Origin of the sequence: Methylobacterium sp. SD274 (genome assembly GCF_017355285.1) — a bacterium.
GTDB lineage: Bacteria > Pseudomonadota > Alphaproteobacteria > Rhizobiales > Beijerinckiaceae > Methylobacterium.
The window spans coordinates 1-26,526 of record NZ_JADIJP010000013.1; the positions used below are offsets into that span (position 1 = coordinate 1).

The 26,526-nt window shown below is 65.2% G+C and carries 31 protein-coding genes, 1 tRNA gene and 1 pseudogene; 16 read left to right on the forward strand and 17 right to left on the reverse strand.

The genetic code is table 11. The features are described 5' to 3' along the window. From IPV08_RS12775 to IPV08_RS12810, 9 genes and pseudogenes are all read left to right on the forward strand, one after another. A pseudogene (locus IPV08_RS12775) lies at window positions 1-345 on the forward strand (hypothetical protein); the annotation flags it as partial. 52 nt (window positions 346-397) lie between these two features. Then, entirely contained in the window at window positions 398-628 is a 231-nt protein-coding gene (locus IPV08_RS12780) for a hypothetical protein (protein ID WP_207412224.1), read from the forward strand. A 45-nt stretch (window positions 629-673) separates the two neighbouring features. Beyond that, complete coding sequence (locus IPV08_RS12785) at window positions 674-2,050, forward strand: hypothetical protein (protein ID WP_207412149.1); 1,377 nt, start codon at window positions 674-676, stop codon at window positions 2,048-2,050. Beyond that, the gene (locus IPV08_RS12790; RefSeq protein WP_207412150.1) at window positions 2,016-2,492 is read left to right on the forward strand and encodes a hypothetical protein; all 477 of its coding nucleotides are present in this window, start codon (window positions 2,016-2,018) and stop codon (window positions 2,490-2,492) included. Before IPV08_RS12785 ends, IPV08_RS12790 begins: the two co-directional genes overlap by 35 nt. Before the next feature lie 344 nt (window positions 2,493-2,836). Further along, window positions 2,837-3,079 carry a peptidoglycan-binding domain-containing protein gene (locus tag IPV08_RS24600; RefSeq protein WP_246747935.1) on the forward strand — a complete coding sequence of 81 codons (243 nt, stop codon included), beginning with the start codon at window positions 2,837-2,839 and terminating at the stop codon, window positions 3,077-3,079. Beyond that, entirely contained in the window at window positions 3,076-3,525 is a 450-nt protein-coding gene (locus IPV08_RS12795) for a TIGR02594 family protein (protein WP_348646119.1), read from the forward strand. The genes IPV08_RS24600 and IPV08_RS12795 overlap by 4 nt, the downstream gene beginning before the upstream one ends. Window positions 3,526-3,757: 232 nt before the next feature. After that, window positions 3,758-4,297 (forward strand): hypothetical protein, encoded by a 540-nt coding sequence (locus IPV08_RS12800; RefSeq protein ID WP_207412151.1) that lies wholly within the window; start codon window positions 3,758-3,760, stop codon window positions 4,295-4,297. A 16-nt stretch (window positions 4,298-4,313) separates the two neighbouring features. Beyond that, complete coding sequence (locus IPV08_RS12805) at window positions 4,314-4,772, forward strand: hypothetical protein (RefSeq protein WP_207412152.1); 459 nt, start codon at window positions 4,314-4,316, stop codon at window positions 4,770-4,772. Further along, window positions 4,696-5,208, forward strand: a complete 513-nt coding sequence (locus IPV08_RS12810; protein WP_207412153.1) for a hypothetical protein — start codon at window positions 4,696-4,698, stop codon at window positions 5,206-5,208. Before IPV08_RS12805 ends, IPV08_RS12810 begins: the two co-directional genes overlap by 77 nt. 120 nt (window positions 5,209-5,328) lie before the next feature. On the opposite strand, the gene IPV08_RS12815 is transcribed toward IPV08_RS12810, so the two are convergent. Next, window positions 5,329-5,619 (reverse strand): hypothetical protein, encoded by a 291-nt coding sequence (locus tag IPV08_RS12815; protein WP_207412154.1) that lies wholly within the window; start codon window positions 5,617-5,619, stop codon window positions 5,329-5,331. 286 nt (window positions 5,620-5,905) lie between these two features. Here IPV08_RS12815 and IPV08_RS12820 point away from each other — a divergent pair, with 286 nt between their 5' ends. Continuing rightward, a complete protein-coding gene (locus IPV08_RS12820; protein WP_207412155.1) occupies window positions 5,906-6,739 on the forward strand; it encodes an aminoglycoside phosphotransferase family protein in 834 nt (277 codons plus the stop codon). A 598-nt stretch (window positions 6,740-7,337) separates the two neighbouring features. On the opposite strand, the gene IPV08_RS12825 is transcribed toward IPV08_RS12820, so the two are convergent. After that, the gene (locus tag IPV08_RS12825; RefSeq protein ID WP_207412156.1) at window positions 7,338-7,547 is read right to left on the reverse strand and encodes a hypothetical protein; all 210 of its coding nucleotides are present in this window, start codon (window positions 7,545-7,547) and stop codon (window positions 7,338-7,340) included. Window positions 7,548-7,628: 81 nt separating this feature from the next. Then, the gene (locus tag IPV08_RS12830; RefSeq protein WP_207412157.1) at window positions 7,629-7,847 is read right to left on the reverse strand and encodes a hypothetical protein; all 219 of its coding nucleotides are present in this window, start codon (window positions 7,845-7,847) and stop codon (window positions 7,629-7,631) included. A gap of 580 nt (window positions 7,848-8,427) precedes the next feature. Between IPV08_RS12830 and IPV08_RS12835 the strand changes: the two genes are divergently transcribed. Next, window positions 8,428-8,994: an HNH endonuclease gene (locus IPV08_RS12835; protein WP_207412158.1), complete on the forward strand. Its 567-nt coding sequence runs from the start codon at window positions 8,428-8,430 to the stop codon at window positions 8,992-8,994. Between the two features lie 326 nt (window positions 8,995-9,320). Here IPV08_RS12835 and IPV08_RS12840 read toward each other — a convergent pair. From IPV08_RS12840 to IPV08_RS12890, 11 genes are all read right to left on the reverse strand, one after another. Next, window positions 9,321-9,397, reverse strand: a tRNA-Pro gene (locus IPV08_RS12840). A 63-nt stretch (window positions 9,398-9,460) separates the two neighbouring features. Next, window positions 9,461-10,243, reverse strand: coding sequence for a 4'-phosphopantetheinyl transferase superfamily protein (locus tag IPV08_RS12845; RefSeq protein WP_207412159.1), 783 nt, complete (start codon window positions 10,241-10,243; stop codon window positions 9,461-9,463). Window positions 10,244-10,299: 56 nt separating this feature from the next. Then, on the reverse strand, window positions 10,300-10,539 hold the full coding sequence (locus tag IPV08_RS12850) for a hypothetical protein (RefSeq protein WP_207412160.1): 240 nt from the start codon (window positions 10,537-10,539) through the stop codon (window positions 10,300-10,302). 107 nt (window positions 10,540-10,646) lie between these two features. Beyond that, window positions 10,647-11,519 carry an RNA polymerase factor sigma-32 gene (locus tag IPV08_RS12855; RefSeq protein ID WP_056422529.1) on the reverse strand — a complete coding sequence of 291 codons (873 nt, stop codon included), beginning with the start codon at window positions 11,517-11,519 and terminating at the stop codon, window positions 10,647-10,649. A gap of 285 nt (window positions 11,520-11,804) precedes the next feature. Beyond that, on the reverse strand, window positions 11,805-12,407 hold the full coding sequence (locus IPV08_RS12860; RefSeq protein ID WP_056422526.1) for a CarD family transcriptional regulator: 603 nt from the start codon (window positions 12,405-12,407) through the stop codon (window positions 11,805-11,807). A 622-nt stretch (window positions 12,408-13,029) separates the two neighbouring features. Beyond that, window positions 13,030-13,368, reverse strand: a complete 339-nt coding sequence (gene fdxA / locus IPV08_RS12865) for a ferredoxin FdxA (protein WP_056422521.1) — start codon at window positions 13,366-13,368, stop codon at window positions 13,030-13,032. 236 nt (window positions 13,369-13,604) lie between these two features. After that, window positions 13,605-13,901, reverse strand: coding sequence for an RNA-binding S4 domain-containing protein (locus IPV08_RS12870; RefSeq protein ID WP_056422519.1), 297 nt, complete (start codon window positions 13,899-13,901; stop codon window positions 13,605-13,607). Between the two features lie 22 nt (window positions 13,902-13,923). After that, window positions 13,924-17,277, reverse strand: coding sequence for a helicase-related protein (locus IPV08_RS12875; protein ID WP_207412161.1), 3,354 nt, complete (start codon window positions 17,275-17,277; stop codon window positions 13,924-13,926). 78 nt (window positions 17,278-17,355) lie between these two features. Further along, window positions 17,356-17,718, reverse strand: coding sequence for a hypothetical protein (locus tag IPV08_RS12880; protein ID WP_246747937.1), 363 nt, complete (start codon window positions 17,716-17,718; stop codon window positions 17,356-17,358). Then, window positions 17,718-18,257 (reverse strand): hypothetical protein, encoded by a 540-nt coding sequence (locus IPV08_RS12885; RefSeq protein ID WP_207412162.1) that lies wholly within the window; start codon window positions 18,255-18,257, stop codon window positions 17,718-17,720. The genes IPV08_RS12880 and IPV08_RS12885 overlap by 1 nt, the downstream gene beginning before the upstream one ends. Before the next feature lie 20 nt (window positions 18,258-18,277). Further along, window positions 18,278-19,147 carry a DUF3108 domain-containing protein gene (locus IPV08_RS12890; RefSeq protein ID WP_207412163.1) on the reverse strand — a complete coding sequence of 290 codons (870 nt, stop codon included), beginning with the start codon at window positions 19,145-19,147 and terminating at the stop codon, window positions 18,278-18,280. A gap of 334 nt (window positions 19,148-19,481) precedes the next feature. Between IPV08_RS12890 and rpmB the strand changes: the two genes are divergently transcribed. From rpmB to IPV08_RS12915, 5 genes are all read left to right on the forward strand, one after another. Then, window positions 19,482-19,787 (forward strand): 50S ribosomal protein L28, encoded by a 306-nt coding sequence (gene rpmB, locus IPV08_RS12895; RefSeq protein ID WP_018046086.1) that lies wholly within the window; start codon window positions 19,482-19,484, stop codon window positions 19,785-19,787. A 142-nt stretch (window positions 19,788-19,929) separates the two neighbouring features. After that, window positions 19,930-20,859, forward strand: a complete 930-nt coding sequence (locus IPV08_RS12900; RefSeq protein WP_207412164.1) for an AEC family transporter — start codon at window positions 19,930-19,932, stop codon at window positions 20,857-20,859. A 73-nt stretch (window positions 20,860-20,932) separates the two neighbouring features. After that, a complete protein-coding gene (locus IPV08_RS12905; RefSeq protein ID WP_207412165.1) occupies window positions 20,933-21,406 on the forward strand; it encodes a nuclear transport factor 2 family protein in 474 nt (157 codons plus the stop codon). Window positions 21,407-21,413: 7 nt separating this feature from the next. Further along, window positions 21,414-21,971, forward strand: coding sequence for a TetR/AcrR family transcriptional regulator (locus IPV08_RS12910; protein ID WP_207412166.1), 558 nt, complete (start codon window positions 21,414-21,416; stop codon window positions 21,969-21,971). A gap of 183 nt (window positions 21,972-22,154) precedes the next feature. Beyond that, window positions 22,155-22,559, forward strand: coding sequence for a hypothetical protein (locus IPV08_RS12915; RefSeq protein WP_207412167.1), 405 nt, complete (start codon window positions 22,155-22,157; stop codon window positions 22,557-22,559). 495 nt (window positions 22,560-23,054) lie between these two features. Here the strand turns inward: IPV08_RS12915 and cobT are convergent, their stop codons facing one another. The 3 genes from cobT to cobS are packed head-to-tail and all read right to left on the reverse strand — an operon-like array spanning window position 23,055 to window position 26,469. Next, complete coding sequence (gene cobT / locus IPV08_RS12920) at window positions 23,055-24,956, reverse strand: cobaltochelatase subunit CobT (protein ID WP_207412168.1); 1,902 nt, start codon at window positions 24,954-24,956, stop codon at window positions 23,055-23,057. Window positions 24,957-24,961: 5 nt separating this feature from the next. Beyond that, complete coding sequence (locus IPV08_RS12925; RefSeq protein WP_056422490.1) at window positions 24,962-25,465, reverse strand: DUF29 domain-containing protein; 504 nt, start codon at window positions 25,463-25,465, stop codon at window positions 24,962-24,964. Between the two features lie 20 nt (window positions 25,466-25,485). Next, on the reverse strand, window positions 25,486-26,469 hold the full coding sequence (gene cobS / locus IPV08_RS12930) for a cobaltochelatase subunit CobS (RefSeq protein ID WP_056422487.1): 984 nt from the start codon (window positions 26,467-26,469) through the stop codon (window positions 25,486-25,488). Window positions 26,470-26,526: the final 57 nt, after the last annotated feature.

Genomic DNA, 26,526 nt, shown 5'->3' on the forward strand with positions numbered 1-26,526 from the left:
CCCTCAGACGGGGACGACGAGGAGGAGGATTACGACCCCGACGACCCGGATCTGAAGACCCCACAGGCCATTCGGCGCAAGGAAAACTTTCTCGGGCTGCAGCGCAAGCAGGACTACGAGGTCAAGCAAGGCCGCCTCGTCGATCGCGGCGCCGCCGAGAAGCTCTTCTTCGATACCGCCCGGGACTACCGCGACGCCTGGGCGGCCTGGCCATCCCGCATTGCGACGATCATGGCGGACGAATTGGGGATCGATGCGCGCACGCTCACCACGGTTCTGACGGCGCATGTCCAGCAGCACCTTGAACAGCTCGGAGACCCGGAAGCAACCTTACCTCAACCTTGAGAGCCTTCGTCGGAACCGGCACGCCGGGACGAAGCCCTCTCCTCAGGTCAATGTGGTCGAGTGGGCGGAGGAGTTTCGCAAGCTCAGCAAGGAATCGTCGAACGGCGGCAAGTTCATCACCTCGCGGGTCGAGGTGGCGCGCGGCCCGATGCTCTCGGCGACCGAGCCCGGCGTCAGCAAGATCACGCTGATGGCGTGTACCCAGCTGGGCCTGCTCCATCGCGCCGGTAACCTAAGCGCGACCGCGCATCTGATCCGACCCCAACCCATCCGAGCAACCTGACGCCGCCTCGCTATCGCGAGCGATGGCGCGCGGGAGACCCTGTGCATGCCACTTTCGACTGAACTGCCGGTCGGCGATCTCTATGAGTTCCTCGGCGACTTCGCGCTCAACGGGAATGGTCCGCCGACGACCGGTCGCATGGGCTTCGTACGCCTGCAGGAGCTACTGTTGGGCGGCACAAGCCTCGTTGCAGCGCGCTTCACTATGGCCGAAGGGCGGCTTTCTACGCTGGAGGGCTTGGCCGGTATTCCCGGCGGCGCAAACCTGGCGGCAGACGTGGCTGCTTCGAACGCCCGCGTCAGTTCCATCGTGCGCGCCGCGAGCTATCGGCCTTCCGACCTCCTTTCAAGCTGGACAGAGCAGGTTCATCTCGGGATGGGGGCGGCTGCGTCCCTCACCGAGGGCGGCGTCTACTCGATCGTGCCCGGCACGGATGGCAAGGTGCTGCGCATCACGGCTGGTGGCGCCCGCGGCGTCGGGCCAATCCATGCGCAACAGATCTTCGACAAGGAAACCTACGAGTACACGTTCACCAGCCAGCGCAGTGCAATGGCTACGAATTCCTCGGTGCTGTACAGGCTCCGAGGCCTGAAGGCGGACGACACAGACGCCGGCACGATGACGCTGCTGACACGCAACGTCGTCGTAGCCGATGGTTTCCTGGCCCTTCCGCTTCGTATCAGCACGGCTGAAATCCGCGCGGCCATGCCCCTCGCGGTGAAGGTCCGCCCCTACTTTTCCGGATCGGCAAATGACGGCTCGCTCGACGTGTCCGACATTCGCCGAAAGGCGGTCATCGCCGCCGACCCCGACCAACTGTTCGCCCATGAGAACGTCACCGGCTTCTCACCGCCTGCGGCCTCGATGCGAGAAGATCAGATTTTCTTCATCCACGGCCAGTCGCTTGCGGGCAGTCAGAATCTCGACAACGCGGACCCGATCGTCGCTTCGACGGCCAAGTATCCCGGCATCTCCCTATCGATGGAAGCTGCTGGATCGGGCAATGCTCCGCGGCTTGGCGCTCCGCCAGACACCTTCGTGGATCTGATCGAGCGCGCCACGATTAGCGCGCGTGAAACGATGCTCTCGGGGTTTGCGAGCCACACCCTGCAGAAGTTTGACCTGGAGACCCCGCCGAAGATTACGGTGATCATCGCCGATGGCCAGGTCACGGGTGCACTGATCACGAAGCGCGGCTACGGCTACGAGTCCCCGCCGACCATCACCATCAACAACACTGGATCTGGCGGAACAGGCGCTATCCTGAGCCCCATCATGTCCTCGGTTGAGTTGGGGCGGGAGGTGATCGGGTTCACCGTCGATAATCCAGGCAGCGGCTACACCTCGGCGCCTACTGCGACCTATTTCGTCGAACTCGACGTCCACGGTGCTTCCACGCCTCATCTCGGCGGTCTCCTATAAGGTCGGCGCGAAGTACATCCAGCTTCGGTTGGGCGAGAACCGCAACACCTACGCCGACGTTTTCATGCGTGCCGCGAAGGCTCTGCACGCAGTTTCAGGGCGCTACGTCCGAAATTACGGCTTGGCCTGGAAACAGGGCGAGGCGGACCTCATCGGTGGCCTTCCGAGGCAGCCGGAAGACTTCCGTGCCTTCATGTTCCAATACTACCGGCAGCGCGCGGACGCGACCAAGCTTGCTCTTGGGCAGATGCTCGACCCGATCCTCTTCATCGACCCCGCCGGCACGGTGCATCCGGATTATGATCAGTGGAGCCAGCGCTACCCGCGCGGCCTCGAATTGATCCGGCATCACCCGAATATTCGCCTCACCGGCGGAAGCTATGTCTACCCGCACAGCGATGCCTCTCACCTCACCTGCGCCAGTAGCCGGCCCATTCGATGATCGCGAGCGCCAGAGCGATCGCAATCACGGCAAGCGCAACGATAGCCTCCGTCTTCGTCCACCGCCGTCGCGTCCACCGGCTTAAGATGCTCGTCAGTCGTAGAAGCTAATCCATCCGGACGGCTTATCATTCCCGAGCCGGCCGGTCGCCGCGCAATGCCCGCTCAGACAGTGAACCCTGAGCCATAGGTCACCGCGACCGTGATGAGCAGGCCAGCCATCAAACCGATGGCAAATGCCGCCCCGACTACCTTCTGACCCATAGCCTTCGCCCTCATGCCGATCCCCACGCGCGGTCCGAGGCAAGGGCTGCGCCGCTTATGCTTAACATTTGAAGAAGACCCATGACCGTCGCTGAAATTCAGCGCGCTCTCTTGGCGCGCGGCTATGACCTCGGGCCTGCGGACGCCGATGGGGATGCCGGACCCAGGACCATCGCGGCTGTGACCGCTTTCCAGCGCGCGGCGGGCCTCGTCGCCGATGGCATCGCCCGGCCGCTGACGCAGAAGGCCCTCAGCTCCGTCGACGTCACCGAGAAGAAGGCCGAGCCGGATCGGCCAAGCTGGCGGCCGATATGCTTGGCGTGAAGGAAGGCCCAGGATCTGCAAATAGCGCTCAGGTGGTGAAGCTGTTCGCCGACGCAGGCTTCCCAGGTATCAAGACCGACTCCACCGCCTGGTGCGCGGCCTACGTCAACGCGATGCTCGAGCGAGCGGGCCATCGCGGTTCGCGCAGCCTCGCGGCCCGGTCATTCGAGAATTGGGGCGTCGGCCTTAAGGAGCCGGCCCTGGGCTGCATCGCCACGAAAAAGCCGGCGGGCTCGTCCTGGCAGGGCCATACCGGTTTCGTGGTCGGCGCGAACAAGGAGCAGGTGTTCCTGCTCGGGGGCAACCAGTCCGATCAGGTCTCGGTGGCAGCCTTCAAGCGTTCGGAGATCGTCGCCTTCCGCTGGCCCGCCGACATGCCGATCCCGACGGCGTCGAAGCTGCCCGCCACCGTGGCGGGCGCGCGTTCCGGCGTAAGCGAAGCCTGACGCGGCAGCGAAGGAAGGCTCCTCGATCAGAGTTATGACCGAACGGTCAAATGGCCAAGCCTCGCCCGAAGTAACCGAGGACTAGCAAGCCGGCGACCAACACGAACAGGACGTAGAGCTTCATGCCGAAGATCTGACGCGTCCACCAAACGCCTTCAGGGGTCATAGCAAGCCCTCCCAGAGCTCCGAGCCCCGGCGGTACCGGCGCATCTCACCTGTGAAAGATCATAACATGACCCGCAAGCCTCTGCTCGCGGCGCTGGCGTTCGCCTGCCTCGCCGTCTCGATCCTCGTCCCGGTGGCCGCCTTCGCGCAGGTCACCACCACGCCAACCGTCTCCCCGGCCGTGGTCATCCCCTACGGCGAGTATGTCGTGGCGGTGGCTCAACTCGTCGGCGACATCCTGGTCCCGCTGGCGAGCACCGTCGTCCTCGGCCTCTTGGCCCGGTTCTACCCAATGGTCCGCATGCTGGTGTCAGAGGCCCTGGTCGAACGCACCCTGCGGAAGTGGTTCGACTTCGGCGTCAACGCGACGGCCGGCGCGGTGAAGGACAACACAGTGACAGTGCCCGTCGGCGCGGGGATCGTCGCCAACTCCCTTCAGCGCGCGGTCAACCGGGCGGACGTCAATGCCGTCAGCAAGTGGACGATGGATCAGGCTGGCGGCCCGGAGGAAGTCGCGAACAAGCTGTTTCGAATGCTGAAGCTCGATAGGGGCGCCACCGCGTCCGAGCTCGTCGCCTCGGCGCTCGCATCACTGCCGAAGCAGTAAGCTGGGGAGGCTTGCCATGAACTCGCACACCCCAACCTCAATGCACATGACGCGCCCTCTGGAATGGATGTTGTCCTGCATGCTCCTGGTCTGGGGTGCGAGCATGCTGCGACCCGAAGCCTACTTCGACATGCCGGTCTATCGGATCATGGGCGAGGTGATGACGGAGACCCGCTGGGGAATGCTCGCCGTCGTCGTGGCAATCCTCCGCGCCGTCGGGCTCGGCATCAACGGCTGGTGGCGGCGAACCCCCGTGATCCGTTTTGTCGGCGCTTTGATGGATGGCCTCTGCTGGCTCGCCATCGGCTTTCTCATGTTGGTCGGCGCATACGCCTTCAACACGCGGCTACCGGCGGGCTTCGGCTGGTATCCGGTCTGCTTCTGCTTCGAGGGCTGGTGTGTCCTCGCGACCGGCTACGATATGTTCAAGAACGGTTCCCTGTCCGCTGGAGCTGCGCCGCGCAATGTCACCTGAAGACGTCAAGCAGTGGGTCGACATCCTAAGCACACTACTGGCCGCCAGCGGCGGCGGCGGCATCCTGCTCGCGGTCATCGGCTACATGCGGGCCAAGGAGGAGAAGCCGCACATCGCCGACCGACCTTCCATCGGCTCGGCCGGGCTCGCTTCGATCGGCGGTATGCTGATGGGGCAGAACGACCTGAAAGACATCATCGACGGGCTGCGCGGCGTGTCAGCCTCGCATGATCGATGCATCCTGATGCGCGAGACCGAGATGACTTTCCGGAAAAAGAAGGCCGAGGAGCACCGCAAGCATGAGCGACGGCTTCTTGAGGAGCGCCGCCAGCACGAGCAGCGTCTTGCCGAGGACAAGCACCGTGAGCATCGGGAGATGGTCGAGGCGATCCAGAACCTGACCCGAAGCGCGAAGGATATTCGCTGCGCGGGGTAGCCCTGGCATGCCGTATGCGAGGGCAGTCCTGTCCTCTTGAACTTCTCAATTTTTAGTCCCGCCCGGTGAGAACCGGAGCGGGGTTTTCTTATTGCACTTTGGCTCGGCGGTGTCTGTTAATCAGTAGCCGCGATAAGCGGGACGACCGTAAGCGGGGCGTCCATACGGACGAGCATACGGACGGCGATAGGCCGGAGCATAGCGGCGTCCCGCTCCATGGTTGATTGAGCCGTTACCACGGCAGCGGCCGGTGAACCGATCCGGGTAATATCCAAGGCCGCAATGGCCGGCGACATTCGTCACAAACCCATCCTCCGAGAGGCCCGCAATCGGTGCGGCAGCGATCGGTGCAGCCTGAGCGGCGGTGCCGAAGCCAATGGCGCTTGCCAGCACTGCGACTGCTGAGAGCATTTTAACCGTCATCATTTTTCTCCAAGGGGCCTTCGGCAGGGCAGTTTTAAAAGCCTTGAGCCGGCGCCTTGGTGAAGCCATACGCCAACTTGATGAACGCAGCCTAATGGCCATGTGCCTTTCACCCGCCCGGCCCACGCCGCGGCGGGTTTTTTGTTGAAGGGGGTGCGCATAAGCACATCAAGCCGACGCCGGAAGTCTTCGCAACCAAGAATGGATTGCCAACTCACAATCGTTGATCCTAACTCCTAGCTTGGCGCCGAGGGGGGCTTTGAGCTGGATTGACATGTCGGCGACGCAAGAAATCGCTTTTGAGCAAGCTGATCGTGTGGGCGAAGGACGCAGCGCGGAAGTCTTTGCTGATAGGTCCGGGCGAATAATCAAGCTCTACAAAGCAAAATGGGGGAAGAGTCTTGCGGAGAAGGAGTTCGCCGCAACGTCATTTGCCTATTCCCATGGCCTGCGTGTCCCGGCTGCTTTGGGTATTATCGAGCGAGATGGACGAACTGGCGTTATCTTTGAGCATATTCACGGCAAGACAGTCTTGGAGCAATTTAATAGAAGCCCCCTTGGAATGCTGGGTGCTTTAAGGCAGCTTGCTCATATTCAGCACAGCATTCACAAAGTTGAGAAACCGCCGCTTCCAAGCCAGCAAGATGCGATTCGCATTCAAGTCTTGAGAGCGCGAGTGCCGCCCTGGTTAAAACAAACGACCCTTGCGGTTCTTGACCGCTTACCGGATGGTGACAGGCTCTGTCACGGGGATCTCCACCCGGAGAATGTTCTGCACACCTCTAACGGCTTGGTCGTCATAGACTGGGAGAAGTCGACATCTGGGCATCCTGCGGCAGATGTCGCCCGTACCGACCTCATCATCCGATCCGGGCGCGTCGGCAAAACTCGTACGCTAAGAAGAGCGGCAAGTAGAATTATCCGCAAAGCTCTAGCTGAATTTTATATTTGGCAGTATTGCCGGTTGAGCATGATTAGCAGGGAGGATGTCATGGCTTGGCGTTTGCCGATGCTTGTTGCTCGCCTTTCCGGTCAGGTTGCTACGAATGAGCATGAAATTCAGGCAGAAGCTTCAGAGCTCGGAACTCAGTTCGCGCATCTCATATGAAGGATGGTCACACCGCCCTCGGCCGAACTCGAGCGCCGCGAGCGCAAGCCGAAGCCCGGTGCGGGGGAGTGAGGGAACGCAGCATTAGGATTTCTTAACCATTCCCTTGGCATCTTTCGGACTACGCCCGGAGGCCACCATGACGCTCACCATCCTCGATCCGATCTCGGGCAAGCTGGTGACGATTGAGGTGCCGGCCAGGAAGCCGTGAGGGGCCCGGTCGAATCGGGTACTCAACGCATTGATAGATAAGCACTTTCTGGTATTAAAAGCGCCAAAAAACCGTTTCGGATCACACCCCTGGAAATCAGCCGCTAAATCATTGTGGCAATTAGCATTTCTGCCGAAAAATGCTTGCTAAAACGGTCTGAGGGAATCAGCCTGTTTCCTGCCCGCCGAACTCCGCCGTCAACGCCCGCGCGATGACCTTCGCCATCTCCATCTCCACCGCCTCGGCCTTCGTGACCCGCTTGGTGCTGGCTCGGCGGATCGGCTCGTCGCAGTGGTAGATTTAGCTTACGTGCGTACCCACCGCGTCCAGCACGGCGATGGCCTCGCATACCTCGGTGATGCGAAGGGGAAAGGGATCGTGGGGCGCTCAGAAGCTGCCACTCAGCGGCTCCGGCGCGTCGTTGTCGTGATCCTCAGAAGGCGTCCCGCCCTTCAGCATATCGTCCAACATCGAGAGCAAATCGAGGAGTTCGAGCTTACCGTCGTTCGTGATGTCGGGCTCGTAGATCCGACGCTGGATCGTCGCCCTCATGCCGGCCAAAGCCTCGATGTATCCCTCGGCGCGCTCGGTGCTCATGATCGGGTTCCTGGCGGTGCCTGCGAGGAGATAGGACAGGACTTTGAGCCGCCTACCGCCTCTTCGCCCAGATCGGCACCTTCAGCCCTCGCCGCTCCCCTTGCTGATTTTTTGCCGGTCACGGGCCTTCAGTTCCCTCTCGATGCCCTTCCGGATCACGGTTAGGCGGTCCTCGCCCGGCTCACGCGCGGCGTCGAGGCGGTCGACCATATCGCTGGTCAGCGGAAGCGTTAGGCGCTTCTCCCATTCCTTATTGCGGCCCACCTTGGGGGCGTTCGCATACGTATGAAATCCGGTCAAGACGCGCTCGTTTCGTATGTACGGTATTGACCGGATAGCATACGTACGATATTTCTTCAACCGTACATACGAATGGAGAGCGCGATGGCTCGTACTCAGATTGATCGTGAAGCGGACGCGCTGCTGAAACCAGTGTTCAGCGCTTTCAAGCGGCAGGTGGCGGACGCAATTCGCGGCGCTCAGGCCCAGATCGCAAACTCCTAAAGGTCGACTACGACGCGCCGGAAACCGCCCGCCCCGTGGGGCTGCCGGTCCCGAGGCTGCAGCTGAGGAGGGAGGAAGAGGTCAAAGGCGGTTTCGAGCGCACCTGTCACTACGAGTTGGTGTTCCCGTTGCGCGAGCATGATTGCCGAAACGACGCCAAGACGAACTTCGCCGTAGTGCAGCTTGGGCGAACCCGTCAGGGTGGCGCTAGGCCGGATTGGGATGTCGATCTCGCCTGGCGCACGCCTTTTCGCGACGGCGTTCATGCGCAATGAGATGCCGCAGCCTTTGGCGGTCTTGCGACCTATGTCATCGCGCCGGATGGCCGGTCGGCCCTGATGCAAGTCAAGCGTCCTCTTGGCGAGGAGGCGGCGCGATGGAAGTCGCTGAGCAATTCGGAAATATCAAACCCCTGCCGATAGCCATTCTCCGCGAGGCAATCGCCTATGACGAAAGTACTGGTATACTCATTTGGAAGTCGCGTCCGTCCGCGCACTTTCTGAGCGATTGCGCCTGCACGATATTCAACGCACGGTTCCTCGGAACGCCGGCTTTGGCATCCCGGCACCATCAAGGCTACCGAAATGGCGCTGTAAGCTACCTAGGTCGCCTGCACGGGCTGGTAGCTCATCGGGTTGCTTTCGCCATTGCTCACGGGCGATGGGCCAATCCATGCGTCGATCATGTAAATGGCGTTCGTGATGATAACCGCCTCGCAAACCTGCGGGAGGCAACGAAGCTGGAGAACAGCTACAATCAAGGGCCTTCGTCGCGAAACCTGATTGGTATTAAGGGCGTATTTCGGAGCGGAAAGAAGTTCTCAGCGCACGCGACCCTCAGAGGGAAGCGTATGAACCTGGGGAGCTTTCTAACCCTTGAGGAAGCGATTGATGCTCGCCGGTCCTTCGCCGCAAAACACTACGGGGTGTTCTGCCGTCATTGACGATGCAAGGCCTCACGCCATGCCTGCAGCGAGTTCGGTTCAAACTTGAAGGCGGGCGAAGCTGACATCGCACCGGGATAGGGGAGGGCGAGCCTAGTCGCTATGTCTGGGATGCCACATGCAACGCTAGGTCGTCGGCTTTACCCAATCAACCCGAACATGACCCCAAACGCGAGGATCAACGCCATGGCAACCGCAATGGCGAACCCACAGACGCAATGCGTAGGCGGCGCTAAGCCAAACACCTATCCGCTCGTTCTGAATTGGTTTGCAGGGTTTCTGTCGGGATAACTGTCGGGGCAGCTATCAGAAACCGAGCTAAGTATTGGTCGGAGTGGCAGGATTTGAACCTGCGACCCCCACGTCCCGAACGTGGTGCGCTACCAGACTGCGCTACACTCCGACGGCCGGCGTCACCACCGGCGAGCGGACGTATAGCGAGGCCGACGCGGAGCCGCAAGCGTCATCATCGACCTTGTTGCCATATGGCTGCCCGCCCGGTGGGCCAGTCGGGCGGGAGGGCCTGGTACAGGCAACCGATATCCGCCGCCCGGATGGCGAGGGCCGCGGAATAGCCCGGCGCGGCGGGGAGTGCGTGCAGGCTCCACTCCTTCGTCCCGCCCGGCATGGCCAGCAGCTCCGCTATGTCCGGCGTGACGGAGACGGCGAAGCTGTCGAGGCGCAGGGAGAGGCCCTGGCCGGTCGCTTTCGCCACGGCCTCCTTGCGCGTCCAGCAGGCGAAGAACGCGGCCGTCAGCTCGCCCGGCTCCAGCGCCTCCAGGGCTGCGATCTCGCATCCGGCGAAATGGGCGCGGGCAATGCGAAGGAGATCGGGCATCGGGCGCACCTCTTCCACATCGACGCCGATCTCGGCGGAGGGGGAAAGGCCGATCAGGGCATGGCTGCCGGAATGCGACAGGCTGAAACGGCATGCTCCGGCTGCTGCCCCCGCCAGATGCGGCTTTCCCGACGGCTCCACGCCGAAGACGATGCCGCGCGGGCCCGATCCGAGACGATGGCCGAGGGTGAGGCGCAGGGCCGCATGACTGGCCTCGAAGCGCCATCGATCCGCATCGCGCACGAATCGGTCCGCGCGAGCCTTCTCGTCATCGGAGAGGAGATCCTGGCAGCGCGCGCGATGCTCGTCCGAGAGGGTCAGATCGACATCCCAGACCGTGACAGACCCGTCGGAGCGGGCTCGATCCGATGCCCGGTTCCCCGAACGCGTGTGGTGAAAGTCGACGGCCACTTTAGCGACTCGATGCCGTGCTGCCCGATGTCATCGTTGCCGGTGCCATCGTGGGGCTATCGGATCGAGGGCGGCCTGGACCCGCCCGGCATAGGTCGTTCGGACGCTCCATCCCGCGTGAAGGCGATGACGAGGGCGAGATAGGTGATCTGACAGAGAGCGACGATGCCGTAGAATGTCCCGGCGGCGGCCAGCCAGGACAGGCTGTGCCTGACGGCGATGATTCCGACGAGCGCGACGCTCAAGGCGAGAATCATCGCGAGGGTGAGGAGAGGCCTCTGTGTCGCGACGTCCATCTCTGCCAACCTGCCCGTCCACGTGCCATCACGCCCCGGCTTCCCACAGACGGGATGCCGAAGCGTTAATGTGCAGCGCACTGGGTCAGGCGGCAAGCGACATCCGGTCAGACATACACGTTACCGGCACTCTGTGGAAAACGCTCCGCCAGGGCACGGCGCAGCTTCTCCAGGGCACGGTTCTCGATCTGGCGCACGCGCTCTTTCGAAATCCCGAGACGGCGGCCGAGGGCTTCGAGGGTGGCCTGGTCTTCCGTCAGCCGGCGCTCGCGGAGGATCCGCAACTCGCGCTCGGACAGGACGGTGAGCGCCTCGTTGAGCCAAGTGAGCCTGCGCTCGCCATCCACCGAGGCGGAGACCGTCTCGTCGGGAAGGTCGGAACCGTCCACCAGAAAGTCCATCCGTTCGGATGAGGCTTCGCTTTCCTCGCCCACCGGAGCGTTCAGGGACATGTCCGGCCCGGACAGTCGCGCGTCCATCAAGGCCACATCTTCGCGGGAGACGCCGATGGCCGTGGCGATGCGGCGATGGATCTCGTCGCCCACATGCTCCTCGGTGGATTGCATCAACCGGGCGCGCAGGCGGCGCAAGTTGAAGAACAGGGCCTTCTGCGCGGAGCTCGTGCCGCCACGGACGATGGACCAATTGCGAAGGATATAATCCTGGATCGAGGCTCTGATCCACCAAGTCGCATAGGTGGAGAAACGGACCTCGCGCTCCGGCTCGAACCGGGCCGCCGCTTCCATGAGGCCGACATGCCCTTCCTGGACGAGGTCGGCCATCGGCAGACCGTAATGCCGGAACCGCCCCGCGATGGCGATGACGAGACGCATATGCGCCGAAATCAGGCGATGGAGAGCGTGTTCGTCGCGCTCATCCTTCCAGCGGACGGCGAGACCGCGTTCCTCGTCCCGCGCCAGGAAGGGCGCCTCCATGGCCGTACGAATGAACTGTCGCCGTATCCCCGCGATATCCGCCATTCCCGCCTCCGCCTTTCGTCCGTTGCGTGCGCGCGCCGCGACGGACGTTCGGGGTCGATCGACCCCAATGGTCCAGAAAGCGAGGGCACCAGCCCGGGGGCATTGCCCAGGCACCGAACAACGGAGCCGTTGCGTGGATAGTTCCGCAGGCTGGGGCTGACAGGGGGCCGTGACCCTGCGGCGCATCGGAGCAGCCGGCCGACGCAGTGCCGACAAAGAAAAAGGCCCGGCGCTGGTGCGCCGGGCCCGATCGTCGAACGGATCCGTCTGGGATCGGCGGGCCGCTCAGGCGGCCTCTTCCCGAATCTCGTCGCTGTCGCCATCCGTCTCGGCATCGCCCTCGGCTTCCGCCTCGCCCTTGGCGCGGCGGGGCGACTTGGCGAGGCTCTGCTCGATCAGCTTGAGTGCCTCGGTCTCGGTGATGCGGTTCACCGACGAGATCTCGCGCAACACGCGGTCGAGGGCGGCCTCGTAGAGCTGGCGCTCGCTGTAGGATTGCTCCGGCTGAGCCTCCGACCGGTAGAGGTCGCGGACCACTTCGGTCACCGACAGCAGGTCGCCGGAATTGATCTTGGCCTCGTATTCCTGGGCGCGGCGCGACCACATGGTGCGCTTGATCCGGGCGCGGCCGGTCAGAACGTCGAGGGCCTTCTTGACAAGCTCGGGCTCGGCGAGCTTACGCATGCCGACGCTGTTGGCCTTCGCGGTCGGAACGCGCAGGACCATCTTGTCCTTCTCGAAAGAGACGACGAAAAGCTCGAGCTTGTAGCCGGCGATTTCCTGCTCTTCGATCGCAGTGATGCGGCCGACGCCATGAGCTGGGTACACCACCGCTTCGCCGGTCTTGAAGCCTTGGCGGCCTGCCGTCGTCTTCTTGGCTGTGGTCATGCGAGAAGCGCCTCCAGAACATCGCGCGGGTCGAATCGCGCCGAACCTTCATTCCCGGGGTGGGTGACCCGGCTTGAGCCTCTTGTCCGCCGGCCATCGATGCAGCATGCATCGGCCGGGCGGGTCCCAGGCTAGCCGATCATCCACACCATGCGACCGGTGCCGCGGGAAGCGCATGCGCCTCCAGCGGTCGATCACATGCCGCCTCGTCTCGGAAAGGTAGCGTCCCAATGGAATGGGATGCCGACTCTGTCGAAAGGTTTGGAAACCACCGCTTGGGTGGCCAAAGGCAGCACGTCAGGCACGAACGACGGCAGACCCTTGATGTACCACAAACCGGGCAACGAATCAAAGGATTGCCGACGTAGGGCATGCGTGCGCGATCTGCCGGAGGGATATCCTCAGGGAGCCGGTCCCGTGCGGAGAGCGCAATCGCAACGGCCTCAGGCGGCGGGTTCCACGACCGCCTGCGACGTCATGAGGCGCATGCGATCCGCCGAAATCCGACATGGCCGGACGCATGATCGCGGGCAGGCGCGCAATTCACTAACGCGCGGACCAAAACCTGCGAGACGCCATCCGGGTGGAGCCTTCGCTCGATATCGCCTGCTCGGGAGCCGGCCTAGTCGCCCTTGCCCGGCGAGGCGGAGAAATGAGCCTCGAACTTGCCGCTGACGCCGTCCCATTCCTTCGCATCCGAAGGCGCGTCCTTCTTCTGCGTGATGTTGGGCCAGCTCCGCGCGTAATCGGCATTGAGCTTCAGCCAGGTCTCCAGGCTCGGCTCTGTGTCGGGCTTGATCGCCTCGGCGGGGCATTCCGGCTCGCAGACGCCGCAATCGATGCACTCGTCGGGATGGATGACGAGCATGTTCTCGCCCTCGTAGAAGCAATCCACGGGGCAGACTTCCACGCAGTCCATGTACTTGCACTTGATGCAATTGTCGGTGACGACGTAGGTCATGTGCCCTTCAGCCTCAATCCATGGTCGGGCGAGTCAACCACCTCGGCCCGTTCGGGCGCGATCCTAGACCCGGCCCTTGCACGGCCTCGTTAACGCGCCCGTGGGTCGCGCGAGGCCTCACTATTTCCGCACGGCTCTAGCCCCTGCCACCGGGGCTGACAAGCAGTGGCCGCATCATGGCCGCTCGGGCGATGTTACCGGGACACACTCCCGCCACTCGGTCTTCGCGGCAACGATCAGTCCTGATCGTCGGGCACTGCGTTCCGGCCGGCCGACAGGTCGGCATAGAGCCGTTGCGCCTCCGGCGCGGGACCGCGCCGCTCCCCGAGATCGATCACCCTCACCGCCGCCGTCCCATGGGCGGCGGCGACCGTCACCACGTCACCGATGGCGATCCCCTTGGCCGGGTTGTCGATGCGCGTCCCGTTCACCCGCACGAAGCCGTCCTCCACCAGGGCGGCGGCAAGAGAGCGGCTCCGCGCGAAGCGGGTGAACCAGAGCCATTTGTCGAGACGCTGACGCCCCGGCTTCATCCGCCCTCTTCAGATCCCCGGTTCAGCGCTTGCCGCCGTCGCCGGCTTCGAGCTGGGCCTTGAGGGCGGCCAGCTTGGCGAAGGGCGAATCCGGATCCGGAGCCCGTTCGCGTCGCTGCGGACGCTGTTCCTGCGGTGCGGCGGAACGACCCTCGTCCCGGCGCTCGGGCCGGACCCGGCCGGGCTCGAAACGCTCGCGACGCGGCGGACGCCCGCCATCCGGCCGGCCGCCATCGCGACGCCCACCATCCTGCCTCTCGCCTTGTCCACTCCGCTCGCCCTGGCCGCCACGGTTGCGCTGGGCACCGTCCGGGCCGCCGGCATGAGCGGGGCGACGGTCCTGGCGGCCTTCGCCGGGACCACGATCGCCCGCCTGAGCGTTATCGCGACCGCCGCGCGGGCGGTTCTGCCGCGGAGCGGAGCTGCGCTGATGCCGCTGCAGGCGCCAGACCTCGACCATCACCGGCTCGGCCGGGGCGGATTCCACGGGCGTTTCGCCCTCGGCCGCATCAGGGGAGGCCGTCTCGGCCGTTTCCGGCTCGATGCCGGCGAGGGCTGCGGATTCCGCTACGGGAACGGGGGCCGCCTCGGGTTCCTCTGCGGCATCCACCGGCGCTTCGGCGGCCGGTGCCGGCTCGTCCTCCGCAGGGGCGGCCTCGAAGGACACCGTCTCGGGATCGGGCACGCCTTCCGCCACGGGCTCGGCCGTGTCGGGCGAGGTCTCGTCTTCGGTGGTCGTCCCGTCTCGAGAAGCCGTCTCGCCTTCCGAAGGCGTCTCGGCGTCCGGCTTGGCCTCGTCTTCGGTCGCGGGTGCGGCCTCCTCGGACGCCGTCACCGCGTCGTCGGTCGATGCGGCTGCGGGTGCGATGGGGCGGGTCGACGCGGCCGGAAGAAGCGGCACGGTGATCGCCGGGCCGGGGCGCGTTTCAGGTGCATAGCCGAGGGATTTCAGGATCGAGCCGAAATCCTCCCCCGAACAGCCGACCAGCGAGGTCATGCCCACGGTGGCGACGAAGGCGTCGCCATCGGCGGTGCCGGCGGGCGCCTCGCCCGGCGTGGTGCCGGGGCGGTAGGTGACGGCCGGGCGGATCAGGTCGGCGAGACGCTCCAGGATGTCGACGCGCACGGCGCGCTCGCCACAGACCCGGAAGCCGGCGGCGCGGTAGAGACCCTTGGCGATCTCGGGATCGACCTTGATCGAGGTCCGGCCGGAGCCGGCCAGATGCGCGATCTCGTCGAGGCCGCGCTGGTCGAGGCCGCCGTTCTTCAGCGCCCAGAGCTGGGCGGCCAGGGTGCGCGGCGCCGGCTTGAGCAGGGCCGGCAGGAAGATGTGATAGGCGCCGAAGCGGACCCCGTGACGGCGCAGCGCGCCACGGCCCTCCTGATCGAGGGTGCGCATCTCGTGCATCACCTTGGCGCGCTCCAGCACGCCGAGGGATTCCACGACCTGGTAGCCGATGCCCTTCGACAGGCCGACGAGGTCGGCGGCGGTCTCGATCTCGATCAGCGGACCGAGGAGCCGGACCACATAGGCCTTCAACCAGGCGACCAGCCGGGCCTCGACCTTGTCGCGGGCCGGGCCGGTCAGCTGCTCGTCGGCGAGCAGCCGCACATGCGGCTCGAACAGCTTGTCGCCCGGCGTCAGCTTGGCGACCGGGTCTCCGGTCCAGCGGATGATGCCGTCATGGGACAGGACCAGGGACGAATCCGCCGCGGCCGAGAAGCGCTCGGCGCGCGCCTCGATCTCGCCGCCCAGCGCCTTTTCGGCGGCGCTGCGCAGGGTCTTGGCCTCGTGGCCTTCCGCGCCCGGGTCGGCGACGAACTGAAACCCGTGCAGATGGCCGACATGCTGGCCCTCGACGGTAACGTCCCCGCCGGCGGTGATCTCAGCTTCCAACATCGTATTCTCTCTCAGGCGCCGCATCAGGACGCTAGTGCGCCGATCGACGAAACGGCTCGCAAGGCGCTCGTGCAGGGCGTCAGACAGCCTGTCCTCTACCCGACGCGTCTCGCCCTGCCAATGCACCGGATCAATCAGCCAGTCCGGACGGTTCGCGACGAAGGTCCAGGTTCGCCCCTGGGCGATGCGCTGGGACAGGGCGTCGATGTCGCCGTCGGTGCGGTCGATCATCGCCACGTGCTTGGCGAACCAGTCGTTGGGGATGCGCCCGGCCATGCCCCGCATGAGGAATCGGAACAGCTGGGCGACGAGATCCGCATGGGTCTGGGGGTGGACCTTGCGGTAATCGGGCACGCCGCAGGTGTCCCACAGGCGTCGCACCACCGTCGGATTGGTGGCGATGTCGCGGATGTCGTCCTCGCGCATCAGGATTTCGAGGGCCGACTGGTCCTCGCCCATGGGCGCGCGGGTCAGTCCCTTCTCGTTCGGATGCTCGTCCAGGCTCTCCTGAAGGGCCTTCAGCGAGGAGAAGTCGAGATCGGGGTTGCGCCATTGCAGCACGCGCACCGGCTCGAAATCGTGGTTCTCCAGGGCCTCGATCATCTCGGGCTCGAACGGGGCGCAGCGCCCCGTGGAGCCGAAGGTGCCGTCCGAGAGGTGGCGTCCGGCGCGTCCCGCGATCTGCCCCATCTCCGGGGGCGTCAGCCTGCGGAAGCGCGTGCCGTCGTATTTCCAGTTCGCCGCGAAGGCGACGTGATCGACATCGAGGTTGAGGCCCATCCCCACCGCGTCGGTGGCGATGAGGTAGTCGACATCGCCCGATTGGTAGAGCTCCACCTGGGCGTTCCGGGTGCGCGGAGACAGCGCACCGAGCACCACGGCGGCCCCGCCGCGCTGGCGCCGGATCAGCTCGGCGATGGCGTAGACCTCCTCCGCCGAGAAGGCGACGATGGCCGTGCGCCGGGGCAGGCGCCCGAGCTTCTTCTCTCCCGCGAAGGTGAGCTTCGACAGGCGCGGGCGGGTGGTGGTGTGCACGCCGGGAATCAGCGACTGCACCAGGGGCAGCATGGTGGAGGAGCCGATCAGCAACGTCTCCTCGCGCCCGCGCTGGTGCAGCAGGCGGTCGGTGAAGACGTAGCCGCGGTCCATGTCGGCGGCGAGCTGGATTTCGTCGATGGCCACGAAGGCGACGTCGAGGTCGCGCGGCATCGCCTCGATGGTCGAGATCCAGTAGCGCGGCCGGTCCGGCTTGATCTTCTCCTCGCCGGTGACGAGGGCGACCTGCTCTACCCCCACCCGCGCGACGACGCGCAGGTAGACCTCCCGCGCCAGCAGGCGCAGGGGCAGGCCGATCATCCCCGTCGGATGCGCGAGCATCCGCTCGATGGCGAGATGGGTCTTGCCGGTATTGGTCGGCCCGAGCACCGCCGTGACGCCGCGTGAGCGGGCCTGCGGGGGGAGGGAGCGGCGCGTCATGTGTGCGGGACGGGTCCCTTCGGCGAAAGCGGCCGGCGGCAGGGTCTCATGACGGCCCGTCGAGATGGCCGCCTCGGGTCAGTCGCCGCTGCGCAGGGGCCGTCCGGACGGTCGGACCCCACGCTGCGTCTCCCCGCCATATGGGGCGTCACCCCCGCGATAGCCACCGCCCCGGTACCCATAAGGATCGACATAGATCTCCACCGGGTTCGCCGGCTGCTGCGGCGCGAGATCGGCGCAGAGCGTGTCCGGCATCGCCACGAGAGGGCCGCGCCGTGGCGAGCGGCCCTCGATCACCTCCGCCGAGGAATAGGCGTCGCCCCCGCAGGGCGAGATGTCCGAGCTGAGCTCGCCCGCATGGCCGGGACCGGCATGGCCCGCCACCGCGACGAGGCAGCCCGCGAGGGTGAGGAAGCGAAGAGAGCGGGGCAGATGCGACATCAGCGAGTCCCGGTACCCGAGGGGGCCCGCCAGAGGGCAGTGCCGGACAGGGCGTCGCCGAGGGCCGCGAACCCGCCCTGGAGATCGGCGCCGCCGATGGCATAGCCATAGGCGCCGAGCCCGGTGAAGGGGGCCATCCTGCGCCGCCCTTTGAAGATCGGCAATTCGCCCGAGCGTTCGGGATCGACGCGAAGGACGAAATAGTGCTGGCGTCCCCGCATGACCGGTTTGAGGTCCTCGACCGCGTCCCAGGGGATCCAGCCGCTCGACAGGCGGCGGTCGAAGATCCCCTGCCGCCCGACGGAAACCAGCGTGCCCGAACGGAACATCCGGGGGGCGCTGACGACGCTGGCGGCGCCGAAGAAGAACAATCCGAACCAGATCAGGAATGTGTGAAAGCTGCCGGGCTCGAAAGCGTGCCCATGGATTCCGGGCCGGGCGTAGAGGATCGAGGCACAGCCGACCGTGAAACACAGGGCGATGACGAACATGCCCACCGAGCGAGGGCGCGAGACCGGAATGTCGATGGCCTGGTCCATGGTTCAGGCCCGATTCGCCGTCATGGATCGACCGAAGCCGCCTGCGCCACCTGGCTCGGCGCCCCGCCACGGCTCCACCGGGTCGCCTCGATGATGTTGGTGCCGAGCGTCGTCCGCACGGCGATGCGCACCGGCAGCAGCACGCGGGTGCCCTCGACCGGCGCCAGCCACACCGACATGTCGCGGTTGTCCTCCATGAACTTCACGCCCGGCCGGTCGGGGCGATGCCCGGCAATGGCCTGGTAGCGAGCGTTGCAGACGAGGACCGGCCCGGAATAGCCGGGCTTCTCGACGTTGCGCGTCTCGCCGTAGCTCAGCACCACGTTGAAGCGCGTCGCGCCGTCGAAGATCGGGATGGTGCGGTTGCAATTGGCCTGGTCGGTGAGCTCGCCCCGGCTCACCGCCGGCATCATCAGGGCGCTGGCCGGATCGACGATGCCGCGCTTGTTGGCCGGGGTCACCGGCACGCGGTCGCCCATGTCGATCAGGGGCGGCGTCACCTCGGATTGGGTGACGTTGCCGCGCGCCAGCGCCATCCGCACGGCGATGCCGGAATTCGAGGTCTTGGTGGAGATGGCGAAGGTGTTCGGCTGCGGCCCCTCGGCGATGAGGCCGTTGGCCCGGGCCGAGCCCATGCCGCCGGTCACCGCGCCCACGAGGCCGGTGAGGCGGGCCGACACGTCCATGCGGTAGCGCGTGGTCTCGAACAGGCCCGAGACCTGCGCGGTGCCGATGGGGATGCCGGCCAGCGCGATGCCGTAATCCACCGTCACCGTCGCCGGTGCCGCAGTTTTGGCGGAGGTGGCCTTCGGCCGCGCGAATCCCTCGGAGGCGGGAATCACGCCGAGGGCGGCGAGGAGGCTGGCGCGGAGGAGGCGCATGGCGCACATGGCGTGAGGCTCTGATGTTCCAAGGCTTGGAACCGCGCGGCAGGAGAGACCGGGCGGCATCGTTCACTCATCGTCCCCGTTCGTGGTTAATACATCGTATGGATGCCGCGGCGCGGGGCGCCTGGATGGCGCTGCACCGGCCCCGGAGCGCGGTTATTCCGATGGGCAAAACGCAGCGCCGCCCTTGACGGATGCCCCGCCCGTCACCTATAGGCTCGCGCCTTCAATGAGACGCCGCTCGATCGGAGTTTGGCGTGCGTGAGGCCCGTGGCGCGTTGCGACCGGTCTTCCGCCATCGCCCGATCAGACGCGGAACGAGACGGGATTTAGAACAATGTCGCGCCGTTGCGAACTCACGGGCAAAGCCGTGCAGACCGGCCACCTCGTGAGCCACTCGAACCGTAAGACCAAGTGCCGGTTCCTGCCGAACCTGTGCCAGGTCACCCTGCAGTCCGACGCCCTGAAGCGTCGGGTTCGCCTGCGCGTCACGGCTCACGCCCTGCGCTCGGTCGAGCATCGCGGTGGCCTCGATGCCTTCCTCATCAAGGCTCGCGAGATCGAGCTGTCGCAGACGGCCCGTCTGATCAAGCGCGAGCTGCACAAGAAGCTCGCCGAAGTCGAGACCCCGGCCGCCGCCTGAGGCTGCGATATCGAAGCGTCGGCGAGAGCCGGCTTCGATCACGCTCGACGTCTCATTTTAATCTCGAACGGCCGCCGCATGCTTTGTGCATGCGGCGGCCGTTCGCGTTGATTCCGACTGGCCCACTATCCGGCTCTTCCCGATGACCGTGCTGTCGCTCATCGCCCCGATCTTCGGGCTGATCCTCATCGGCTGGGTCGCGGCGCTCGCCGGGTTCCTGTCGGAGAAGGTCAGCGATGGGCTCTCCGAATACGTCTTCGCCATCGCGGTGCCGGCGCTCATCATCGCGACGCTGACGCGGCCGGGTCTCACCGGCGAGGTCACCTGGGCGTACTGGTTCAGCTATTTCGGCGGCGCCGGCCTGTCCTGGCTCGTCGGCTCGCTGATCGGCCTGCGCCGCGAGGGCGTCGGCCGGACGGGGGCGATCCTGCACGGATTCGCGGCCAGCCAATCGAACACGATCTTCATCGGCGTGCCGATGATCCTGCAGGCCTATGGCGACGAAGGCGCCTTCCCGCTCTTCATGCTGCTCGCCGTCCACCTGCCGCTGATGATGGGCTGCGCCACCTTCCTCATCGAATCGGACGGACAGCAATCGATCCTCAAACGGCTGAAGGGGCTCGTCCTCGTCCTGTTCCGCAACCCGATCTTCCTGTCGCTGATGCTCGGTCTCGTCCTGAGAAGCTTCGGGCTCGCGCCCGGCGGCATGGTCAAGTCGCTGGTGGATGCGCTGGCCGGCACCGCCTCCACCTGCGCGCTGATCGCGCTCGGCGCCGGCCTCGTGCGCTACCGGGTGCTGCACGACCTGCCCGGCGCCATGGTGGTGACGACCCTGAAGCTGGTGCTGCATCCGCTGGCGGTCTGGGTGCTGGCCTTCCACGTCTTCACCATGCCGCCCGCCTATGCCGGGGTCGCCACCCTGTTCGCGGCGATGCCCGTGGGCATCAACTCCTACCTGCTGGCCGTCCGCTACAAGGCCGAGACCGGGTTGATCGCCGCTGCCGTCATGCTCTCGACCCTGCTCGCGGTCGCCACCACCGTGGCCTGGCTCGCCATCCTCGGTCACACCTGAACGGTTCGACGCCTTGACCCACGTGCGGAGTGTTTGTACCGATCGGTACAGACAAGCGCAGGAGCCCGAGCCGATGTCCGAATCCCGTCCACCGCTGCCCCCCTTCACCCGCGAGACCGCGATCCAGAAGGTCCGCGCCGCCGAGAACGGCTGGAACGGCTGCAACCCCGAAAAGGTCTCGCTGGCCTACACGGCGGATAGCCGCTGGCGGAACCGCTCGGAATTCTTCTCGGGCCGTGCGGCCATCGTCGAGTTCCTCACCCGCAAATGGGCGAAGGAGCACGAATACCGGCTCATCAAGGAGATCTGGGCCTTCACCGAGGACCGGATCGCTGTGCGCTTCGCCTACGAGTTCCACGATGCGGCCGGCGACTGGTTCCGCGCCTATGGCAACGAGAACTGGGAGTTCGACGCCAACGGCCTGATGCGGCTGCGCCATGCCAGCATCAACGACCTCGCGATCTCCGAATCGGAGCGCAAGTTCCACTGGGACCGCGCCGCGCCGCGCCCCGACGACCATCCCGGCCTCACCGATCTCGGGCTCTGACAAGAACATGGCGAAGAAGCCGGGCGCGCGGGAGGACGCGCTGCCCGCCATCGCCGAGGTCTTTCGCGAATACGGCTACGAGGGTGCGAGCCTCACCCTCATCGGAGCCCGCACCGGGCTCGGCAAGGGCAGCCTCTATCACGCCTTCCCCGGCGGCAAGGCCGAGATGGCTGAGGCCGTCCTCGACGCCATCGGCGCGTGGTTCGAGGAGAAGGTCTACGCGCCCCTGCGCGACGATCCCGATCCACGGGCGGCGATCCGGCTGATGCTGTCGGAGACGGACGCCTATTTTCGCTCCGGCCGAAGGGCTTGCCTCGTGGGCGCCTTCGCCCTCACCGAGGGACGCGACGGGTTCGCGGACCGGATCGCCGGCTACTTCCGGGATTGGCGTGAGGCCCTGGCGCAGGCGCTGATCCGCGCCGGGCGCCCGACCGCCGAAGCGGATTCCCTCGCCGAGGATGCCGTCCTGGCGATCCAAGGCGGCCTCGTCCTCGCCCGCGCCCTCGACGATCCTGCCGTGTTCGGGCGGATGCTGGGACGGTTGGAGATGCGGTTGGTGCCGTAGGGGCGATGGTAGCCGTTAATCAATCTGCATCTCGGCTATGATGAGGAACCGAAGAAAGGTGCGGAACTAGATAAATCTTGGGTTGACTATGCGGCGATGAGAATCCGCTTGTTGTTGATAAATTAGCTGGTAATGCTGATAGAATTAACGTTTATTTAATTTTGATGATGATAGACTGGTACGATGAAAGATATACCTATTCCAAACTGGATTCCTTTCAGCATGACAGCCGCCTATACACTGGTGGTTATGTTCTTTCGCGTGCCTGAAGGCGTTTTTGGGCATTTTGCTCTTGCGGCCGGCATGTTCTTGATCGGACTCTTCTTTTTTACAATTGGCCTAGTCGGCGGCGGCGTAGCAAAGTTCGTTGCCGCTGCGAGTCTATGGATAGGGCCCAATGCTGTTTTTCCCGCCTTCCTGGTCATGATAGCGATTGGAGTCGTCGTTCTGTTTTTCGCGGCGCGGACGATGAGTAAAAAAGGCGAGACTCTTCCTTGTTCGATTGTTGTTGTGACAGCTTTCGTCATCTGCCTTCCGCAAACACCGGTATGGCTTGCCCTGATAGGCAGCTTGCCTGGGCACGCCTGAAGCTCGTCTCCGTGCCCCAGTGCGACATGAGCCGGTCTACATGTGCTTGGCGACAGCGGCGGCGACTGTCAAACTTACCGAGGGATGAACACCTGAGTTGCCGGGTCTAACCAATGATGGCTGTTCGAGGCGGCGGTATGCAGTGTCTGGAGTAGTTCAGTATCTGCTGAGACGGTCGAACTGAAGTGATGACTGCTCTCAGAGCTTGTTCGATCTGATTTCTTGTCGGCTGCTCATACCAAAGTCGATCCGCCAATCAGACCACCTCATCCTGAGGAGCCCTTTGCAGGAGCAAAGGGCCTCGAAGGAGCCCTCCAGATGTCACGCGATCCCTGGAGGCCTCCTTCGAGGCCGCTACGCGGCACCTCAGGATGAGGTAATGCCTTGGAAAGACACCACAAACAGACGTTCAGGCGGCACGTGTTGCAATTGAGTGCGACAGAGCCGACTGGAAATCGGCCCATCGCACAAGCTCTATCCGTTAGAGCCCGACGTCTACCGCCGCCCGCCCGCAGCCCTGCGCACGGGCACGGCAGCACCCGCATCTTCCTCGAACAGCTCCGCCAGCTTCTCCGTCATCGCCCCGCCGAGCTCCTCGGCGTCGATGATGGTGACGGCGCGGCGGTAGTAGCGGGTCACGTCGTGGCCGATGCCGATGGCGAGGAGTTCCACCGGTGAGCGGGTCTCGATGTCCTCGATCATCCAGCGCAGGTGGCGTTCGAGATAATTGCCCGGATTGACCGAGAGGGTCGAATCGTCGACCGGCGCGCCATCCGAGATCACCATCAGGATCTTGCGCTGTTCGGGCCGGGCGAGCAGGCGCTTGTGCGCCCAGTCCAGGGCCTCGCCGTCGATGTTCTCCTTGAGCAGACCCTCGCGCATCATCAGCCCGAGGTTTTTCCGCGCCCGGCGCCAGGGAGCGTCGGCGCTCTTGTAGATGATGTGGCGCAGGTCGTTCAGACGGCCGGGACCGTTGGGCTTGCCCGCCGCCAGCCACGCCTCGCGCGATTGGCCGCCCTTCCAGGCGCGGGTGGTGAAGCCCAGGATCTCCACCTTGACGCCGCAGCGCTCCAGGGTCCGCGCCAGGATGTCGGCGCAGGTGGCCGCCACGGTGATCGGCCGGCCGCGCATGGAGCCCGAATTGTCGAGCAGCAGCGTGACGACGGTATCGCGAAAATTCGTGTCCTTCTCGCGCTTGAACGAGAGCGGCTGGAACGGGTCGGTCATCACCCGCACGAGGCGGGCCGGATCGAGCTGGCCTTCTTCGAGGTCGAATTCCCAGGCCCGGTTCTGCTGGGCCAGAAGCCGGCGCTGCAGCCGGTTGGCGAGGCGCCCGACCACGCCCTGGAGATGGGCGAGCTGCTTGTCGAGATAGGTGCGCAGGCGCGCGAGCTCTTCGGCGTCGCACAGATCCTCGGCGTCGATCATCTCGTCGAAGCGGGGATTGAACACCTTGTATTCGGGGCCGCGCGGCTCGACGGGCCGGTTGTTGGGCGGACGCTTGGCCTCGGAGGCCTCCTCGGATTCGGCGTTCTCGGACTCGTCCGGCAATTCGCCGGAGGGAGCGTCGGCGGCTTCCGTGGCGCCGTCCTGCAGCTCGTCCGAGGCTTCCTCGGAGGTCTCCATCTCGGACTTGTCGCCCTGGGACTGCTCCTCGGCTTCGCCCTCGCTCGGGGTCTGCTCGTCGTCCTGCCCTTCGTTGTCGTCCTCGTTGTCGTCGTCCTCGGGGTCCAGCGGCGTCTCGTCAGCCATGTCGAGGGAGGACAGCAACTCGCGCACGGAGCGGGCGAAGGAGCGCTGGTTCTCGAGATTGCCGATGAGGCCGTCCAGGCTGGGGCCGGCCTTCTCCTCGATATGGGAGCGCCAGAGGTCGACGATCTTGCGCGCGGCCTTGGGCGGGGCTTCGCCGGTCAGGCGCTCGCGCACCATCAGGGCGACGGCATCCTCCATCGGGGCATCGGCCCGGTCGGTAATGTCCTCGTACTTGCCGCCGCGATGGTAGCGGTCCTCCAGCATGGCCGTGAGGTTCGAGGCCACGCCTGCCATGCGGCGCGAGCCGATGGCCTCCACGCGGGCCTGCTCGACGGCATCGAACACGGCGCGCGCGCCGGCATTCTCGGGGGCGAGACGGCGATGGACGGCCACATCGTGGCAGCCGAGGCGCAGCGCCATGGAATCGGCATTGCCGCGCAGGATCGCCACATCCTCCGGCGTCAGCTTGCGCGGCGGCTCGGGCAGGCGCGCCTTGTCGCCGGTGAGCGCCGGCCGGTCGCTGGCATAGACCACCTCGATCTCGGAGCGCTTGGCGATGGCGCGCAGGCATCCGGCGACCGAACGCTTCAGCGGTTCGGCGATGGGCTCCCGGCGTTCGCCGGCTTTGCGGTTCGAGATGGCCACGATCGCTACTTCTTCACCGAGTCGAAATCGAAGGGGCGGTCCAGGATGTCGTCCCAGCCGTAGGGGCATTCCGCGGGAAACTCATCCGGCGGCAGATGGGTCTCGTCGGCGGCCCAATCGCGTGCGTCCGGGTAGGCGTCGCTCAGCGCCTCGTCGATGCGAGGCTTCAGCCCGGGATTGCTGGACAAGATCCGCCCGTAGCGCCGCCGCTGCTCACGGATCGAGAAGATCCAGCTCGGCGTGCGGTGCTCCGGCTGCTGGTCCCATTTCAGCATGTGCATGACGAGGACGCGCAGGGTGCTCTGAAGCTTGGCGAACTCGCTCTTCGACAAATCCTCGAGTTCCTCGGCCATGTGCTCGAGATCGAGCTCCTCGAAGCGACGGGCGCGCAGGAGATCGGCTTGCTGGATCAGCCACGAATAGAAGTCATCCTCGTAGCGCGCACGATTCGGTGCGCGCTCGGACGGTGACGATTCCCGTGTCTCACCCTTCAAGGCCGGTTCGGCCATCGCGTCCTCCGCGTCGATCCTCAGCTCAGCGCCACGTTCATCGCGCTCTCGGGCAGTTCCTTGCCGAAGGCGCGCTGGTAGAATTCCGCCACCAGGGTGCGCTCCAGCTCGTCGCACTTGTTGAGGAAGGTCACCCGGAAGGCGAAGCCGATATCCTGGAAGATGTCGGCGTTCTCGGCCCAGGTGATCACCGTGCGCGGGCTCATGACGGTGGAGAGATCGCCGTTCATGAAGGCGTTGCGGGTCAGGTCGGCGACGCGGACCATGCGGCTGACGATGTCGCGGCCGCCGTCGCGCTGGTAATGCAGCGCCTTCGACAGGACGATGTCCACCTCGCGGTCATGGGCGAGGTAGTTCAGCGTCGTCACGATGGACCAGCGGTCCATCTGGCCCTGGTTGATCTGCTGGGTGCCGTGATAGAGGCCGGACGTGTCGCCCAGCCCCACCGTGTTGGCGGTGGCGAACAGGCGGAAGGCCGGGTGGGGGCGGATCACTCGCTTCTGGTCGAGCAGCGTCAGGCGGCCCGAGACTTCGAGCACGCGCTGGATCACGAACATCACGTCCGGGCGGCCGGCATCGTATTCGTCGAAGACCAGCGCCACGTTGTTCTGCAGCGCCCAGGGCAGGATGCCGTCCTGGAAGGCGGTGATCTGCTTGCCGTCCTTCAGCACGATCGCGTCCTTGCCGACGAGATCGATGCGGGAGACGTGGCTGTCGAGGTTGATCCGGATGCAGGGCCAGTTCAGGCGGGCGGCGACCTGCTCGATATGGGTCGACTTGCCGGTGCCGTGATAGCCGGTGACCATCACGCGCCGGTTACGGGCGAAGCCCGCCAGGATCGCCAGGGTGGTCTCGCGATCGAAGATGTAATCCGGGTCGAGATCGGGAACGTGCTCCTCGCTCTGCGAGAAGGCCGGCACCTTGAGGTCGAGATCGATGCCGAAGGCCTCGCGGACGGAGACCATCCGGTCGGGCAGCGAGGCGGGGGTGTCGTCAGAAAGCATACGGGACCTCGTCGGGGCGGGCGCCGGCATGGGCCGGGCTCGCGGATCTATCTCGGT